This is a genomic window from Micromonospora sp. NPDC020750, assembly GCF_044334565.1.
Taxonomy (GTDB): Bacteria; Actinomycetota; Actinomycetes; order Mycobacteriales; family Micromonosporaceae; genus Micromonospora.
In genome coordinates this window covers 101,772-119,095 of the sequence record NZ_JBIRTH010000011.1, presented here as the reverse complement: position 1 = coordinate 119,095, position 17,324 = coordinate 101,772, and the positions used below count along the sequence as shown (strand labels likewise).

Annotated in this window: 7 protein-coding genes (1 of these 7 only partly in view); 1 reads left to right on the top strand and 6 read right to left on the bottom strand. The window is 73.1% G+C overall.

The annotated features are described in order from the left end of the window. Positions 1–1,214: 1,214 nt before the first annotated feature. Positions 1,215–1,991, top strand: coding sequence for an alpha/beta fold hydrolase (locus ACH4T9_RS28020; RefSeq protein ID WP_396674142.1), 777 nt, complete (start codon positions 1,215–1,217; stop codon positions 1,989–1,991). Here the strand turns inward: ACH4T9_RS28020 and ACH4T9_RS28015 are convergent. The 6 genes from ACH4T9_RS28015 to ACH4T9_RS27990 all read right to left on the bottom strand — a co-directional run. After that, positions 1,955–4,045 (bottom strand): iron ABC transporter permease, encoded by a 2,091-nt coding sequence (locus tag ACH4T9_RS28015; protein WP_396674143.1) that lies wholly within the window; start codon positions 4,043–4,045, stop codon positions 1,955–1,957. The two genes, ACH4T9_RS28020 and ACH4T9_RS28015, sit on opposite strands and share 37 nt — an antisense overlap. Next, positions 4,042–5,103 (bottom strand): ABC transporter substrate-binding protein, encoded by a 1,062-nt coding sequence (locus ACH4T9_RS28010; protein WP_396674144.1) that lies wholly within the window; start codon positions 5,101–5,103, stop codon positions 4,042–4,044. The genes ACH4T9_RS28015 and ACH4T9_RS28010 overlap by 4 nt, the downstream gene beginning before the upstream one ends. Further along, positions 5,100–5,999, bottom strand: coding sequence for an ABC transporter ATP-binding protein (locus tag ACH4T9_RS28005; RefSeq protein WP_396674145.1), 900 nt, complete (start codon positions 5,997–5,999; stop codon positions 5,100–5,102). The genes ACH4T9_RS28010 and ACH4T9_RS28005 overlap by 4 nt, the downstream gene beginning before the upstream one ends. 474 nt (positions 6,000–6,473) lie before the next feature. Next, on the bottom strand, positions 6,474–6,836 hold the full coding sequence (locus ACH4T9_RS28000; RefSeq protein WP_396674146.1) for a hypothetical protein: 363 nt from the start codon (positions 6,834–6,836) through the stop codon (positions 6,474–6,476). Positions 6,837–7,400: 564 nt separating this feature from the next. Further along, positions 7,401–7,811, bottom strand: coding sequence for a cyclic-phosphate processing receiver domain-containing protein (locus ACH4T9_RS27995; RefSeq protein ID WP_396686870.1), 411 nt, complete (start codon positions 7,809–7,811; stop codon positions 7,401–7,403). A 1,516-nt stretch (positions 7,812–9,327) separates the two neighbouring features. Then, positions 9,328–17,324 carry the end of a type I polyketide synthase gene (locus ACH4T9_RS27990; RefSeq protein WP_396674148.1) on the bottom strand. It continues 22,159 nt past the right edge of the window, so only the last 7,997 of its 30,156 coding nucleotides appear in the window; its start codon lies beyond the right edge, outside the window; it ends in the stop codon at positions 9,328–9,330.

Here is a 17,324-nt window from a genome sequence, read left to right as displayed (position 1 = left end):
CGGCCGCCCGACACCAGCCCGCCCACCATCTGCCCATACCCGGGAAGTTGCCCCCGGACGGTCGATCGCGTGCATCACCTGACGCGCGCCGAACTCCTCGAACGCGTCGACCCTCGCCATGCCCAGGGCTTCCAAAAGACGGACCGATCGGGTATTCACCTCCTGAGTGACGGCGATCAGCCGGGCCGCGCAGGCGAACTTCCACCACCGGCGTTGACAGCAACAGGTCGGGACAGAGCAGCCGCCCGCAGCCCCAGGGCCTCGGTAAAGTCGCGAGGTGTCCGATCCCGCCCGAAGTTCATCCACCTTCCGGGAATCCCGTTCCGTACCTCAGGATGACCGGAGATCATGGAAGGAATTGGCCCCTCCGGGGGCCAATTTTTACCAAGATCTCCCGCGCGGTCAGTCGTGCCGTCGGAAATGGCGCTCCTGGTAGTGGTGCGCCGCGCGGGGCCCGGGGCCTCGGTTCCGTCGAACCTCAACTGTTCCACGACTCGCGCAAATGCCCGGGAGGCCGCCGCTACGCCGCCCCATGCCGCTCCGTGCACCGGGCAGACGATCGCCCACACCCGGTCGGGGACCTGCCCTTCGGCCCCTATGGAGCTGCCCCGTCCATGCACCCACTCCACCGACCGCACAAACGGGGCAGCTCCATAGGGACCAACGCAGGGCAGGCCGACCCGGCAGGGGCCGATGGTGTCGGCAGCGCGCGCATCCCCAGGGGCCTGCCAAGCCGGAGACCCTCACGACTTGCCGGGCCCTGCCCGCAGCCGAGCGCGGACAGTCACCCGAGGTCGCGGGGTGGGACGGACCATGCTGAACAAAGCCCCCAAAACCTTCAAGCGAGGGGTCCGCTACTCCGGTTCCGGGTGGTGCGAGCCAGGGAGGGTTGTCCGGTCAGTGCGGCGTCGGCGAGGCGGTCCGCAGAGACGGTGGTGAGCGCGGCGCGGGACCTGTCGATTCCCTAACTAGTGGCGGTACTCGACGGCTTGGCCCGAAGGCTGTAGACGATAGAAGTTAGTTCCTGCCGGGACTGAGCGGAGATCTGATCGCCACCCGGCCCGGCCGCCGGGCAGCGCTGCACGGGAGGCGTACTCTGACCATGGCTTTCACCGCGCCTGGTCGCCACCCACCTGACCTACGCCGCCGAGCGCGGTGCCGCGCAGGCGCTGAGCTGTGCCGGATTCAGAACTCGGGAAATGGTGACAGAGCAGATGGGCTACCTCCGGATCGGCGATGTCGACCTGTATTCGGAAGTCGCCGGCGAGGGCGATCCCGTCCTGCTGCTGCACGGTGGCTTCTGCTCCCTTGAGTCGATGCGGGCGCAGTCCGACGCGCTCGTGCCGGATCACCGGGTGTACGCCTTCGAGCGTCCCGGGCACGGCCGGTCGGCCGACATCGACGGGGAGTACGGGTACGCGCGCGGGGTCGCCGACACCCTGGCCTACCTCGATGCCGTCGACCTCGAATCGGCGCACATCGTCGGCTACAGCGACGGCGCGATCATCGGGCTGCTGCTCGCCCTCGACCACCCGGCGCGGGTGCGCTCGCTGACCGCCATCAGCGCGAACCTCGACCCGTCGGCGTTCACGGATGCAGCGTGCCCCGTGCTCGACGCGCTCGAAAGGGAGCCAGGACCGGACGTCGAGCGGCTGCACTACGAACGGCTGTCGCCGGACGGGCCGGAGCATGCGGACGTCGTACTCGCCAAGCTCTTCCGCCTCTGGCGGAGCGAGCCGCGCATCGACCCGGCCGAACTCGCCCGGATCGCGGCGCCGGTGCTCGTGATGTCGGGCGACCGGGACACGATCCCGCCCGGCCACAGTCTGCTCATCGCCGCGTCGATTCCCGGCGCGCAGTTGTGCATCGTGCCGGGCACCACGCATGGCCTCGTCGCCGAGCGTCCTGAGTTGGTCGGCGCGCTCATCCGTACCTTTGTGCGGCAGGCCGCCCATCAGCCGCGTGAGCGACGCAGCAGCCAGACGAAATAGGGTGCTCCGACAAGGGCCATCATGAGCCCGGCGGGGATCTGCGAGGGGGCGATGAGCGTACGGCCGAGGGCGTCGGCGACGCAGACGAGCAGGCCGCCGAGCAGCATGGCGACCGGGATGATGCGCCCGTGCCGCACACCGACGAGGCCACGGGCGATGTGGGGAGCGACGAGCCCGACGAAGCCGACCACGCCGACCGCGATCACGCTCACCGCCGCCACGACCGCCGCGACCGTCAGCAGGGAGAGGCGTGCGCCTTCCCGGCGGACGCCGAAGATCCGCGGGGTGTCCTCGTCGATCGCCAGGAGGTCGAGTTGGCGGCGCATTCCCAGCACCACGGGGGTCGCGAGGGCAAGCACGAGCGCGACCGGCAGCACGTCGGCGAAGGACCGCCCGTAGGTCGTGCCCGAGAGCCAGGTGAGGATCTGCGGCGTGTCCCACGGGTCGGCACGCAGGAGCAGGAAGGTGCTGATGTCGCTGAGCGCGTAGCCGCAGCCGATGCCGATGAGCAGGAAACGGTCGGGGAGGAGCCCTCCGCGCCACGCCAGCAGGGCGATGAGCGCGAAGGTGTCGAGTCCCATCGCGACGGCCGTGACGATGAGCGCGGGACGTCCGCCGGCCGCGCCCGAGGTCACCACGATCACCGCGCCGAGGCCGGCACCGGCGGTGATACCGAGCACGCCCGGCTCGGCCAGCGGATTGCGTACCGTTCCCTGCACGACGGTGCCGGCCAGCGCGAGCGCCGCGCCGGCGACGACGGCCGCCGCGACCCGGGGGGCGCGGTCGTCGAGTGCCCGGCCGATCAGGTCCGGCGCGGAGCCCTGGAGCCAGAGCGCGATATCGCCGGCGCGTAGCCACAGGCTGCCGGCCAGCAGGCCAACCAGCGCCGCCGCGACGAGCAGACCGGCCGCGACGACCACAACGGTGAGGAAGCGGCGGCGCGAGCGGGTGGCGGCGTGGGCCCGGGGCGCATCTCGCGCCGCTCCCGAATCGCGGAGCCGGAGCGCGAGGATCACGATGACTACGGCACCGAGCAACGACGTCGGGATTCCGGTGGGAATCGAGGCGGCCGCCTGGGCGCCGAGAACCGCCCGGAGCACGTCGTCCGCGAGCAGCACCAGAAGTGCCCCGACCAGTCCGCAGGCCGGGATCAGGAAAACGTGCCGGCTCAGCACACCGATGCGGTTGGCCGCGAGGCGCACCACGACCGGCGCGGCGAGGCCGACGAAGGCGATGGGACCGGCCAGCGTCACCGAGATGGCCGTCAGCAGGACGGCACAGAGCACCGCGACGACCCGGGTCGAGCGGATCGGCACGCCGAGCGAGGCGGCCGTGTCGTCGCCGAGGCCGAGCACGTCGAGTCGCCGGGCCAGCAGCACGGCGATGGCGAGCACGACGACGATGACCGGGACGGCGCGCATGGCGGCGTCGATGTTCAGCTGTGCGAGCGAGCCGCTGCCCCAGGCGTACAGCCCGGTGGTGCTCTCCTTGAACAGGATCAGCAGCATGGCGCTGGCCGCGTCGAGAGCCATCGCGACCGCCGAGCCGGCCAGGATCAGCCGCGTCGACCCGGTGCCCGAAGCGGTGCCGACGAGGCCGAGCACGAGTCCTGCGGCCAGCAGACCACCGCCGAAGGCCACGGCGCCCGAGGCCCACAACGGCACCGCGAGACCGAACGCGGCGACCGCGCACAGCGCGAAGTAGGACCCGGCGGTGACGGCGAGCGTGTCCGGGGCGGCCAGCGCGTTGCGGGTGACCGACTGGAGCAGCGCCCCGCCCACGCCGAGCGCCACGCCGACCGCGATCCCGGCGAGCATGCGAGGCAGGCGGGACCCGGTCAGCACGTCGGTGACCGGTACGCCGCCGACGTCCTCGCGCGCCCCGAGGAGATGGCGCAGCAGGTCCCAGAAGCCCACCCCGGAGGTGCCCTGCGTCACGTGCCACAGCCCGATCACGACGACTGCGACGAGCAGGACGGCCAGGACGGCCGCCCCGCTCGCGCCGCGACCGAGCCCGACGCCGGGCAGCGGCCGCGGCGCGGGAGTGTCGCTCACTTCCCGGTCAGGATCTTCACGTAGGCGTCGATCGCTTCCTCGTTCGACTTCGGCCCGCCGGCTCCCCAGACGCCCGCGGGGAACGGGTACGCCCGGCCCTCCTTCACGGCCGGCAGCGCGGTCCAGATCGAGCTCTTGCGCAGTTCCTTGACGTAGCTGTCCGGGGTGTCGTCGTCGGAGTAGAACAGGTTCGCGCTCCCGACGGCGATGAGTCCCTCGATGTCGGTCTGCGCGAGACCGTACGAGGGGTCGACGCCGCCACTGCCGTAGGCCGCGTTGATCTTGTCGGTCCAGGCCGGAGTCAGGCCGAGCTGCTCGCCGAGCTCGGTGAACAGGGCACCCTTGCCGTACGGGCGGATGACGACGTTGCCGCCTTCGATCCAGCCGTCGAAGAACAGGAAGTCCTTGGACTTGACGTTCGCGGCCTCGGCCGTCTTCTTGGCTGCGGCGAGGTGTTCGTCGAACTGCCGCAACACCAGATCGGCGCGCTCGGTGCGGCCGGTGGCCTGACCGATCATCGAGAACACCTTCTTCATGTTCTCGATCTGGCCTGAGGCGTCGGCCCCGACCGTGGCGAGTACGGGGACACCGCGCTTCTCGAGCTTGGTGATCTGCTCATCGTCGGCCTTGAACGCCTCCACGATGATGAGATCGGGGTTCGTGGCGTACAGCGCGTCGAGGTCGGGCTCGCCGCGCTCGCCGGTGTTGACGACACTCGCCGGAAGCGGCTCCGCCTTCACATAGGTGGCGTACCCCTTCGTGTCGGCGGCCGCGACCGGAGTGAGGCACAGCGTGAGCACGTCCTCGGTCTGCTGCCATTCCAGCACCGCGATCCGCTGGGCGGGCTTGGCGAGCTCGACCTTGCGGCCGACGCCGTCGGTCAGCGACACCGGGCCGGTCGATGTTGTCGTTCTGTCGTCGGCGCACGTCTGCGACGAGGGGGCGGTCGGGCTGCCGGCGGCGGGTTCGTCGACCTTCGTGGTGCCGCAGGCCGTGACCGTCACGGCGATCGCGGTGAGCGTCGCGGCGCTGGCCGCGAGGCGGGTGCCAAGGATCATGCGAGTTCTTCTCCTGGGTTGACGTTCCGGTTCCGTGCGGGATGCCGCCCGACCGGGTCGATGCGAAGGCGGCCGGTGCGTGGGTCGACCTCGACCTCCACGCGCAGGTCGTAGACCTCGCCGATGTGCTCGGCGGTGAGCACCTCGAGCGGGTCGCCCGCGGCGTGGATGCGCCCGGCGCGCATGAGGACCAGCGTGTCCGCGACGCGCGCGGCGTGGTCGAGATCGTGCAGCACGACGCCGACGGCGACGCCGTGCTCGTCGACGAGATCCCGGACCAGGTCGAGCGTCTCGATCTGGTAGCGCAGGTCCAGATGGTTCGTCGGCTCGTCGAGGAGCACGACGCCGGTCTCCTGAGCCAGGCAGGCGGCCAGCCACACGCGCTGCATCTCGCCACCGGAGAGCTCGCCGACCGGCCGACCGGCCATGTCCTGCACGCCGGTGACTTCCATCGCGCGCCCGACCGCCTTCCGGTCCGCCAGGGACGGGCCGGCGAAGCGGCGCCGGTGCGGATGGCGCCCGAACGAGACGACCTCGTGCACCGTGAGCCCGTGGGGGGCCTGACGCGACTGTGTGAACAGCGTGACCTCCCGCGCGAACTGACGCACGCTGAGCAGCGACACCGCGCGCTCCGGCTGCCCGTCACGGTGGCCGAGCAGCACCTCGCCGCCATCCACCCGATGCAACCGGGCAAGGGCTCGCAGCAGCGTCGACTTTCCGCTGCCGTTCGGCCCGACCAGCGCCGTCACGCGACCGGGCGCCAGCACCACCGAGACGCCGTGAACCACCGCCGTCTTTCCGTAGCGCAGCACCAGCTGTTCACCACGCAGGACGGCCGCCGCTGCCGAGCTGGCGGCCCCTCGCCGATCGGCGAAGGGCTCGATGGTCACGGGCATCGATCGGCTCCGAATCACGGGGGTGGCAGGCGCAGCAGCACGCCCGGGTCGAGGCAGGTCAAGTAAGGGTTGCCTTGCCTAACGGGAGGCTAGGTGACAGTTCAGGGTGTCGGCAATCCCGCACCCGGGACAGGCGATGCAGATTACGGACATCAAGCACGATACGAGGGCAGATTGGCGAGGAACCCGGGAGTCGTCTTGATCACTCGTCGCTGGTCATCCATGCCAGGAGGAGCAGCAGCCTGGAGTCGGAGCCGGCCGCAGGATTGCTTCCGCCTAGATCACTACCGCTGGAAGTAGCGATGGCATGGCACGTGTGATCCGCCGACTGATGTGCGTCGCAGCTCCGCCGGGTGATGTGCGACAGATCCAGCAAGCTAGGGGCGACAGGATGGCCGCCGTCGCAAGATCCTCTCATGCCGCTGACCGGGCGCGAGAGCGTCGCGATCGTGCTCGGGCTGGTTCGCCGCCCCGTCACGCACCGGGAACGATGTCGCTCTGTCTCTCCTCGCCGGTATCGAAGAACCTTGTCAGGTATGCCGGCGGCTCCAGCTCGCTCGCCCGGACCATTGAGAAGACCTCCGCCCCGTGCCCCGGCTCATCGAACAGCCGAAACGCCTGAGCAAGTCCCACAAAGTCCATGCCGGCTTGCTCGGCCGCGTACCTGAGCCCTTCGTCCTCCGCCAAGGCAATCGCTTGATCGAAACTCTGGGCTCGCCATAGTGTCAGCCGCTCCTCGTACAACTGGCTCGTCGGGTCAGCTTCCACGCGGAAGACGCATCGGACAGAGAACCAGTGGACCTCGTCCTGCAGCGCCTCATCGCGCAATCCTGCCATCCATACATTGTCCCGCTCTGGCCTGGTCCGCAGCGAACCTATTACGACGAGACAAGGCCGCACTCATCTGCCGCAATCCGATCGCTGCACGGCGTCCCAGCGAGCTGGTGCGTTGCCGAAGGGCCAGGAATGCCGTGATCGAGTCGTCCACAACGATGGCCCGATCGGAGTTCACCCAGAGTGGCCCGGCGGGCGGTTCACCGACCTCGACCGAGGCCAGGCAGTCCTCCGCGCCGTACACGCGTATCGCGGCCGGGCCCGAACTCGATGTCGTCGGTCGGCGGTTTGTCGTCCATCTCCGCCATCGCGAGTTCGATCCGTTCCGCGCGAATCCGCACGTCGCGTCGCTCGCGTCGTTCCGCGACCTCATCGCTCGGCTGACGCGGGCGCCCGTGCCCCTTAGCACTCATAGCGAGTAAGTGTTGCAACTCGGCGGCATGCCCTCAAGAGCCAACTGGCCAGCACGCCTCCTTCGGGCGCCGAGTCCCGCGATAGTCGGCTATCTGCATTTGCCGCGAGTCGCGCGGTCGGCTGCCCTGTGTCGCTCTGGCGCTTTGCAGCCGGTCAGCTCGCGCTGGCGGTCCCGTCGAGATAGCCGACGTCCGTCGAGCCCGACGCGACGTGGACCTGGTATCCCCAATGCCGCAAAACCTGGGCGACCTTCGTGGCACCGGCCGGGTTGGCGGAGTGGACGTAGACGACACCGATGTCGAACCGGCGATCCTCGAAGGCGGCCCGTTCCAGCACCTCCACGACCGGCCAGATCGTGTCGTCCCCGCCCAGGTCATGGTCCAGCCACAACTCGTCCAACCGCTGTCCCCGGTACCGGTCGAGGAGCTGAACCCCAGCCGCACTGCTTCGGGCCACTTCCGCACTGCGGCCATCCACGAAGGAACGGAGATCATCAACCAGGACGACCCTGGCCTCGCTGGCATCCACCCAGAGATGATGCCTGAAGTCGCCGTGTTCCGGCATTTGGATCTAACGCGATCAGCGCGCTGAGGTTGGCGCAGATCAGTTGCGCACGCGTGTCGCGCATCAGTCGACGGAGGAACACGATGGCATGGCACGCCTCATCAGGATCAAGAGCGCCGCGCACGCGCGGCGCACCGGCGGGCTCCGGTGCGGCGGTCTCCGGCCGGCATCAGGCGCCGCAGCCCGCCGCACCGAACGACGGCTGTCCAAGTGTCCGGAGCCGGTAGCTGTGTGCTGCCGCTACCGTGTTGCCCGTGACGACCTACGGGGCGGACGTAACGGCCGTGGACATCCTGCTCGCCAGCGCCGCTGTCGCCCTGGTGGGGTGCGCTGCCTGGACGGTCATCCACACCCGGCGCGCTTCAACGGTTCGGCTGTTCAGGCGGACCGTGCATTACCCCCGGCTGTGGGCCGCAGGGGCAGCGTGCGGGGGCTTCTACATGCTCCTGGGGCTAGGAAACCTCACGGAGGTCACTCCCAGCACTTGGCGCACTCCGGCCCGGTGGATCGCCGCCGTGCTGTTACTGGCCTCGTCGGCCCTCATGGTCACCCGTTGGGTCCTTGATTCTCGCGCCAGGCGTCGGCATGGTCGTGAGCAGCAGATCAGGCCATGACGAGCGCCAAAGTGGCCGGTCGCCGTCGATGTCAGGGCGTTCGGCTGCCGCGCCGCTTCGCGGCTTGCCACCGGGTACGAGGACCAGGCCGCGGAAGACCGGTGCCACGCCAAGCCGCCCCGGCCCGAGGAGCCGGGGGCGGGAAGCCGCACGATGCCGGACAGCCGCGTCGGAGGGTGTTGCCGGAAGCTTGGAGACGTCGAAGAGCCGGAGGCCGTCGTACTCGGCGAAGTCGGCGTAGTCCTTGCCGTTTAGGTCGCCAGCGGTAGCCGGTCGACGAGGCAGCAGGCCGCGATCCAGGAGTCATTCGCCGGCCGGGGCCGCCCACGATGCTGCGCCCGCGCCTGGAGGTGCCCCCAGCGCACCCACGCAGAGCGTGTGTCGAAGTGCGGGAGACGCCCGGCAGCGTGCCCTGGCAGCAGGCGAGCGCGACTGCCGCCACCAAAACCGGTCGCCGTTGCGGCGATGAGCGGAGATCGGGTAAATCTTGGAAGATTTCGGCCCCTGGAGGGGCCGTTTGTTTCCAAGATCTACCAGTTCCGGGGTCGGTCGGCCTCCCGGGAACCGGCGCCGGACCGGTGGGCGCGCAAAAACCGTTCGGTACGGACCAGGACCATGTCAGGGGTTCTCCGCCCAGGGGGCAGACCTGACAGCCCGCAGCGGGCGGGCCCCGGCGAGCCCCGCGCGCCAAGCCGAGGTAGGCAGACTTCGAAACCGGCCCTAACAGACCGGGGCACCTCGGACGACTCCCCCACGCTCGCCGCCGGCTCGGCACGAACTGCTCATCGCCATGGCCGACCTCGCGGGCCTGCCTACATCGCCCGGGACCCGGCGCGCACGCCAGCGCCGCCGGGTACACGCGAGTCGCGCTGTCCGTTCCCGCCACGGGCTGCTCTCCGTACTCAACGCGTCTCGCCGAAAGGCACCTCACCGCCGGGGCCGCCGAGTTCGCGGCGGATGAAGTCGAAGATCTCGGCATCCGTCGCGTCGTCCAGGGTCTGCGTGACCGGCTTCTCCTCGACCGGCGGCCGTTCGTCGCCCCACCGGGCGACGAACGCCTGCAACTGGACCATCAGCTTCTGCCTGGTCAGCCGGTCCGGCGCGTCGGCCGCGAAGACGGCGTCCATTCGCTCCAGCTCGGCCAGCAGCGGCGCGGCCGTCACGGTGCCGTCGTCGACGAGCTGGTCGCGCAGGTGCCGGGCCAGCGCCGCCGGGGTCGGGTAGTCGAACACCACGCTGGGGGGCAGTTGCACCCCGCTGGCGGCACGGAGCCGGTTGCGCAGCTCCACGGCCGTCATCGAGTCGAATCCGACCTCCCGGAACGCGCGGTCGGGTTCCAGCCCCCCTCCGTCGGTGTGGCCCAGCACGCTGGACGCCTGCGCGCACACCAGGTCGACGAGGATCGTCTCGCGCTCCCCCGCGCCGAGCGGGCGCAGCCGGTCCCGCAGCGCGGCCGCCGCCTCGTCGTCCGCCGGCTGGCGGGCGTCGTCGGTGGGCAGCGCCTCGCGCGCCTCGGGGATCTCGGTCAGCAGCGGACACGGGCGCATGGCGGCGAACGTCGGCACGAACCGTTCCCAGCGCACGTCCGCCACCACGACTGTCGACTCGTCGCGGACCGCCCGGGCGAGAGCCTCGACGGCCAGCTCCGGCGACAGCCCCGGCAGCCCGCGCCGGCGCAGCTGCTCCAGCTCCGGCGACGCCGGGTCGTCCTGCCACGGCCCCCATGCCACGTCGGTGGCCGGCAGCCCGGCGTGTCGGCGGTTCGCCGCGAGCGCGTGCAGCAGCGCGTCGCCGGCCGCCTGGCCGGTCCGGCCGCCCGCGCCCCACACCCCCGAGGTGGAGGTGCACAGCACGAAGGCGTCGACCGGCCGGTGGGCCAGCTCGTCGGCGTACCGGGGGACGTCGCCCACGGTCGCGACGAGGTCCGCGGCCAGGGCCGCGACGGTGAGCTCGGCCAGCGGCACCGACCCGGTCTCCGCCGGGACGTGCACCAGCCCGGTGACCGGCCGGCTCTCGGCGGCGAGCTGCTCCATCAGGTCGGTGAGCTTGCCCGCCGCCGGCTCCTCCAGCGGCAGCACCTCGGCGCCCTGTCGGGCGAGCCACGCGCCGGTGTGCCGGGCCAGTTCGCCCGCCCCGCCGGTGAGCACGACGGTCCCGTGCGGGGTGTAGCCCCGGCCGGTGTCCGCCGCACGGGTGGTGTCCCGCACGAGGCGTCGGGTGTGCACCCCCGTCCCCCGTACCGCGAGCTGGTCCTCCCCCTCGACGTTGGTGAGCGCGGTGACCAGCGCCGCGTACGCCGCCTCGTCCGGGTTGCCGGGCAGGTCCACGACGCCCCCGAGGTGCCTCGGGTGTTCCAGCGCCGCGACCAGGCCGAGACCCCAGGTGGTCGCCTGCGTGGGACGCGCGACGGGCTCGTCGTCGACGGCGACGGCGCCGGTGGTGGCCAGCCACAACGGCACGGCCGGGCCGGGCCGCAGGGTGTGCGCCTGCACCAGCAGCAGATTCGCCGCGAGGCCGGTCGGCAGGGCCGTCTGCTCGGGGTGCGGGGCGTCGTCCAGCGCCAGCAGGGACAGCAGCCCCGTCGGCAGGTGCTCCGCGCCGAGCCGGTCGAGGTCGGCGGCGAGGGCGTCGCGGGTGACCGTGGCAGGATCGACCGGCAGCACGTGCACGGTCGCCCCGGCTGCGGTGAGCGCGGCCACGACTCCGCCCGGGTCCTGCTGCCGGGGGGTCACCACCAACCAGGTGCCCGGGTCGCCGACGGCCATCGGCCGCCGCCGCCAGGTGACCCGGTACCGCCACCCGTCGAGGGTGCCGTCCCGGTGCTGGCGTCGCCGCCACGAGTCGAGTTCCGGCAGCACCTGGCGCATCGGCTGGTCCGGGTCGATGCCGAGCCGGCCGAGGTCGCCGTCGGTGACCGCCCGCCAGAACTCGTCGTCCACCGGGTCGGCGGCCGGGGCCGGTGCCACGGTCAGCGTCGGCCAGTAGCGCTGCGGCTGGAACGCGTACGTGGGCAGGTCGGGCAGGTCGCGGGGGGTCGGGCGGGGGCCGGCCAGCGGGTCGAGCACCGCCGCCCAGTCCACGTCCCGCCCGCCGGCGTGCAGGGCGGCGAGGGCGGTGAGCAGGGCGGCCGGCTCGTCCGCGCCGGCCCGCAGGGCCGCCACGGCCGTCCCGTCGGAGTCCGTGGGCAGCAGGCCGGCGGTGAGCGCGGTCAGCACGCCCTGCGGCCCGAGTTCCAGGAACGTGTCCACCCCGGCCGCCCGCAGAGCCGTGACACCGTCGGCGAACCGGACGGCCTCCCGCACGTGCCGCACCCAGTACTCCGGGGTGCGCAGCTCGTCGCCCTCGGCCAGCGCACCGGTCAGGTTCGACACCACCGGCAGCAACGGGGCGGCGAACGTCAACCCCGCCAACACCGCCCGGAACTCGTCGAGCATCGGCTCCATCAGCGGACTGTGGAACGCGTGACTCACCGTCAGCCGGCGGGTGCGAACGCCCCGGCCCCGCCACACCTGATCGACCTCGTCGAGGGCGTCGACCGCCCCGGAGACGACCACCGAGATGGGGCCGTTGACGGCCGCGATCCCGACCCGGTCGGTCAGCCCGTCCAGCGTCGGCAGCACCTCGGCCTCCGGCGCGTTGACGGCCAGCATCCCGCCGCCGGCCGGCAGCGCCTGCATCAGCCGACCGCGCGCCGCCACCAGGGCGCACGCGTCGGCCAGGGACAGCACGCCGGCCACGTGGGCGGCGGTGATCTCGCCGATCGAGTGACCGGCCACCTGGCCGGGGACCACGCCGAACGACTCGACCAACCGGAACAGCGCCACCTCGACGGCGAACAGACCCGCCTGGGTGAACACGGTCCGATCCAGCAGCTCCGCCCCGGCGGTGCCCGGCTCGGCGAACAGGACCGGCTTCAGCGGCTGCTGCAGCAGGCCGTCCAGCAGCCCGCACACCTCGTCCAGCGCCGCCGCGAACACCCCGAACGTGGCGTACAGTTCCCGGCCCATGCCGGCGCGCTGCGCGCCCTGGCCGGAGAAGAGCACGGCGAGGCCGCCGGAGCGGCGCCGGGCCGTGGTGAGCGCGGGATGCGGCTCGCCGGCGGCCAGAGCCCGCAGCGCCGCCGACCGGGCCGGCCCGTCGGCCGCGACGACGACCGCGCGGTGGCCGAGGTGGGCCCGTCCCGCCGCGAGGCCCCAGGCGATCCGGCCGGGGTCGCCCGCACCGGTCGCCACCAGGTCGGCCAGCCGGCCCGCCTGGTCGCGCAGCCCGGCGGGGTCCGCGCCGGAGAGCAGCCACGGCAGCGGCGTCGGGTCCGCCGAGCGGCCAGCCTGGTCGCGCAGCCCGGCCGGGTCCGCCCCGGAGAACAGGGGCGTCGGGCCCGCGGCCGGCTCCGGGTCGACCCGGTGCCCGTCCGTGGCGGCGGGGTCGGTCCCCCGGTCCGGGCCGATGGCCGGCTGCGGCGCGGGCGCCTCCTCGATGATGACGTGGGCGTTGGTGCCGCTGATCCCGAACGAGGAGACTCCGGCCCGGCGGAGCCGGTCGGCCCCGGTCCAGGGCCGGGCCTCGGTGAGCAGCGCCAGCGCGCCCGAGGACCAGTCCACGTGCGGGGTCGGCGCGTCGACGTGCAGCGTCGCCGGCAGCAGCTCGTGCTGGAGGGCGAGCACCATCTTGATCAGGCTGGCGGCGCCCGCCGCGGCCTGGGTGTGCCCGATGTTCGACTTCACCGAGCCCAGCCACAGCGGCCGGTCCGCCGGCCGCTGGTGCCCGTACGTGGCCAGCAGCGCCTGCGCCTCGATCGGGTCGCCGAGGGTGGTGCCGGTGCCGTGCGCCTCGACGGCGTCGACGTCGCCGGGCGTCAGTCCGGCGACGTCCAGCGCCTGCCGGATCACCCGCTGCTGCGCCGGCCCGTTCGGGGCGGTCAGGCCGTTGCTGGCGCCGTCCTGGTTGACCGCGCTGCCGCGCACCACGGCGAGGATCCGGTTGCCGTCCCGCTGCGCGTCGGAGAGCCGTTGCAGCAGCAGGACGCCGACGCCCTCGCCCCAGCCGGTGCCGTCCGCGCCGGCGGCGAACGCCTTCACCCGGCCGTCCTCGGCGAGGCCGCGCTGCCGGGAGAACTCCAGGAACGCCCCCGGCGTCGACATCACCGTCACGCCACCGGCCAGGGCCATGTCGCACTCGCCGGAGCGCAGCGCCTGGGCGGCCAGGTGCAGGGCGACCAGCGCCGACGAGCAGGCCGTGTCGACGGTGACGGCCGGCCCGTGCAGGCCGAACGAGTACGCCAGCCGGCCGGAGACGACGGAAGCGCCGTTGCCGGTGGCCTGGTAGCCCTCCACCTGGGACCGGGCGCCGAGCAGCAGGGTGGCGTAGTCCTGGCCGTTGGTGCCCATGAACACGCCGGTGGCGGTGCCCCGTACCCGCTGCGGGTCGATGCCGGCGGACTCGAACACCTCCCAGGTGGCGTGCAGCAGCAGCCGCTGCTGCGGGTCCATGGCCAGGGCCTCGCGCGGGTTGATGCCGAAGAACGCGGCGTCGAACCCGGCCACGTCGGTCAGGAAGCCGCCGCTGCGGGTGTAGCTGGTGCCGACCTGATCCGGGTCGCTGTCGAACAGGGAGTCCAGGTCCCAGCCCCGGTCGGTGGGCATCGGCGTCACCGCGTCCGTCCCGTCGGCCAGCAGCCGCCACAGCTCCTGCGGGGAGGACACCCCGCCGGGGAAGCGGCAGGCCATCGACACGATCGCGATCGGCTCGTCGGCCGCCGGCCGGACCACGGTGACGCCGGCCGCCGGGCCGTCGGCCGCGCCGGCCACCAGTCCGGTACGCAGGAAGCGGGCCAGCTCCAGCGCCGACGGGTGGTCGAAGACCACGGTCGACGGCAGGGTCAGCCCGGTGACCCGGCCGAGCCGGTCCCGTAGCTGCACGGCCGCAAGGGAGTCGAAGCCGAGCTCCCGGAAGGCGCGGCCGGCCGGCACCTGGTCGGTGGAGCCGTGGCCGAGGACCGCCGCCGCCTCCGCCCGGACGAGGTCGACCAGCAGCGTCTCCTGGCCGGTTGCCGGCAGCCCGGCGAGCCGGGACCGCAGCGCGGCGGTGACGCCGGTCTCCTCGGGCTGCGGCTCCGGCTGTTCGACGCCGGCCGGGGCGACCCGGTCGAAGAGGCCACTCGGTCGCGCCGCGGTGAACGCGGCGACGAACCGGGACCAGTCCACGTCCGCGATCACCGGCGCCGCCTCCGGGGCGTTGACCCACCGGCCCAGCGCCGCCACGGCGGCCTCGGGCGCGAGCGGGGCGAACCCTCGGCGACGCAGGCCGTCGGCGGTCTCCCCGGCCGCCATGCCGTCGGACGCCCACGGCCCGTACGCGAGGGCGGTGGCTGGCAGGCCGGCGGCCCGGCGGGCGGCGACGAGCGCGTCGAGCAGGGCGTTGCCGGCCGAGTACCCGGCCTGGCCGCCGCCGCCCCAGACGCCGGCGACGGAGGAGAACACGACGAACGCGTCGAGGTCCCGGCCCCAGCAGGCGGTGTCCAGGTGCACGGCCCCGAGCACCTTGCCGGCCAGGGTCTCCGACAGCTCGCCGTCGGTCAGCCCGTACGCCGGGGTGGTGCCGCCGGACGCGCCGGCGGTGTGCACGACGGCGGTGAGGTCCGGCAGGCCGCCGACGAGCGCGGCGACGGCCTCGGCGTCGGCCACGTCGCAGGCGACCACCCGCACCGTGCCGAGGCCGGCGAGGTCGCCGACCAGCTCGCCGGCGCCGGGGGCGTCGGGGCCGCGCCGGGAGGCAAGAACCACCTCGGCCGCCCCGTTGGCGAGCAGCCACCGGGCGGCGTGCCGGCCCAGCGCGCCGGTGCCGCCGGTGACCAGCACCGTGCCCGACGGCCGCCAGCCCGGCCCGACGGGCGGGACGGCGGGCACGAGGCGGCGGGCGAAGACTCCGTTGCGGCGCACCGCCACCTGGTCGAGGGTGCCGTCGGTGAGCACCGCGACGAGGGCGGCGCGGGTGCCGCGGTCGGCGCGGGCGGGCAGGTCCACCAGCCCGCCCCAGCGGTCCGGCTGTTCCAGGGCGACGGCCCGGCCGAGGCCCCAGGCGAGCGCCGCCCAGACGTCGCCGGCCCGCTCCGCGGCCGAGACCGGCAGGGCGGCCCGGCTGAGCGCCCACACCCGGCCGGGCAGGCCCGTGTCGGTCAGCGCCTGGGTGAGGGTGAGCAGCACCGCCGTGCCGGCGGGGACCCCGGGCGCGTGCGGGAGCGGCCGGTCCTGCCGGGGCAGGACGCACAGCACCCCCGCCCAGCCCTCGTCGCCGATGCGGCGCAGCCGCCCGGCCAGCTCGGCCCGGGTCTGGGCCGGCGGCACGGTCAGGGTGTCGACGCGGGCGCCGGCCCCGGTCAGCGTCTTCGCCACGCCCGCGTCGGCGCCGCTGCCGACGGTGACGACCAGCCACCGCCCGGACAGTCCGGTCGCCGGGGCCGGCCGGACCGGCTCCCAGTCGACCCGGTACGACCACCCGTCCAGCGCGGTGTCCCGGTTCCGGGTCCGACGCCACTGCGACAGCACGGGCAGGGCCGGGGTGAGGGCGTCCACGGCGGCGTCGTCGCCAAGCTGGCTGGCCAGGGCGGTGAGGTCGCCGCGCTCGACGGCGGCCCAGAATTCGGCGTCGCGTCCGTCCTCGACGGTCAGCGGCCGGGGCGCGGCCTCGGGCCAGTACCGCTGGTGCTGGAACGCGTACGTCGGTAGGTCGACGCGCTGCGCTCCGCTGTCGGTGAACCACTGGGTCCAGGTCACCGGCACGCCGTGCACGTGCAGCTCCGCCAGGGCGGCCAGCAGCGCGTGACCCTCCGGCCGATCTTTGCGCTGGGCGGCGACGGCCAACACACCGTCACCCGCCGGCAGGACGTCGGCGGCCATAGCGGTCAGCACGCTCTGCGGGCCGAGTTCCAGGAACGTGTCCACCCCGGCCGCCCGCAGGGCGGTGACCCCGTCGGCGAACCGGACCGCCTCCCGCACGTGCCGCACCCAATACTCCGGCGTGCACAGCTCATCGCCGTCGGCCAGCGCACCGGTCACGTTCGACACCACCGGCAGCAACGGGGCGGAGAAGGTCAACCCGGCCAGCACGGTACGGAACTCGTCGAGCATCGGCTCCATCAACGGACTGTGGAACGCATGACTCACCGTCAACCGGCGCGTCCGCACACCCCGGCCCCGCCACGCCTGCTCCAGCTCGTCGAGGGCGTCGACCGCCCCGGAGACGACGACGGCCGACGGACCGTTCACGGCTGCGATGCCGACCCGGTCGGTCAGCCCTTCCAGCGTCGGCAGCACCTCAGCCTCCGACGCGGCCACCGCCAACATCCCGCCGCCGGCCGGCAACGCCTGCATCAACCGACCACGGGCCGCCACCAGGGCGCACGCGTCCGCCAGGGACAGGACCCCGGCCACGTGCGCGGCCGTGATCTCACCGACCGAGTGACCCGCCACGAAGTCCGGCACCACGCCGAACGACTCGACAAGGCGGAACAACGCCACCTCGACGGCGAACAGGCCCGCCTGGGTGAACACGGTCTGGTCCAGCAGGCCCGCCGCCTCGGACCCCGGTGCGGCGTTCAGCGCCTCGCGAAGGGGACGCGGCAGCCGGCCGTCCAGTTCGGCGCACACCTCGTCGAGCGCGGCGGCGAACACGGGGAACGCCTCCGCCAACTCCCGGCCCATGCCGGCGCGCTGCGCGCCCTGGCCCGAGAACAGCAGCGCCAGCCGGCCCCGCTCGGTGGCGGCACCCGTGACGACCGCGCCGGAGGGCTCGCCCGCGTCGAGGGCCCGAAGGGCGGACAGCAGGTCGTCCCGGTCGTTCACGAGGAGGATCGCCCGCTGTTCCAGGGCGGGTCGGGTGGTGATCGACGACCAGGCCACAT

Excerpts from the sequence above, each read along its gene's own strand:
- ACH4T9_RS28000 (WP_396674146.1), bottom strand. The coding sequence starts at position 6,836 with ATGGCAGGATTGCGCGATGAGGCGCTGCAGGACGAGGTCCACTGGTTC.
- ACH4T9_RS28005 (WP_396674145.1), bottom strand. The coding sequence starts at position 5,999 with ATGCCCGTGACCATCGAGCCCTTCGCCGATCGGCGAGGGGCCGCCAGC.
- ACH4T9_RS28020 (WP_396674142.1), top strand. The coding sequence starts at position 1,215 with ATGGGCTACCTCCGGATCGGCGATGTCGACCTGTATTCGGAAGTCGCC.
- ACH4T9_RS27995 (WP_396686870.1), bottom strand. The coding sequence starts at position 7,811 with ATGCCGGAACACGGCGACTTCAGGCATCATCTCTGGGTGGATGCCAGC.
- ACH4T9_RS28010 (WP_396674144.1), bottom strand. The coding sequence starts at position 5,103 with ATGATCCTTGGCACCCGCCTCGCGGCCAGCGCCGCGACGCTCACCGCG.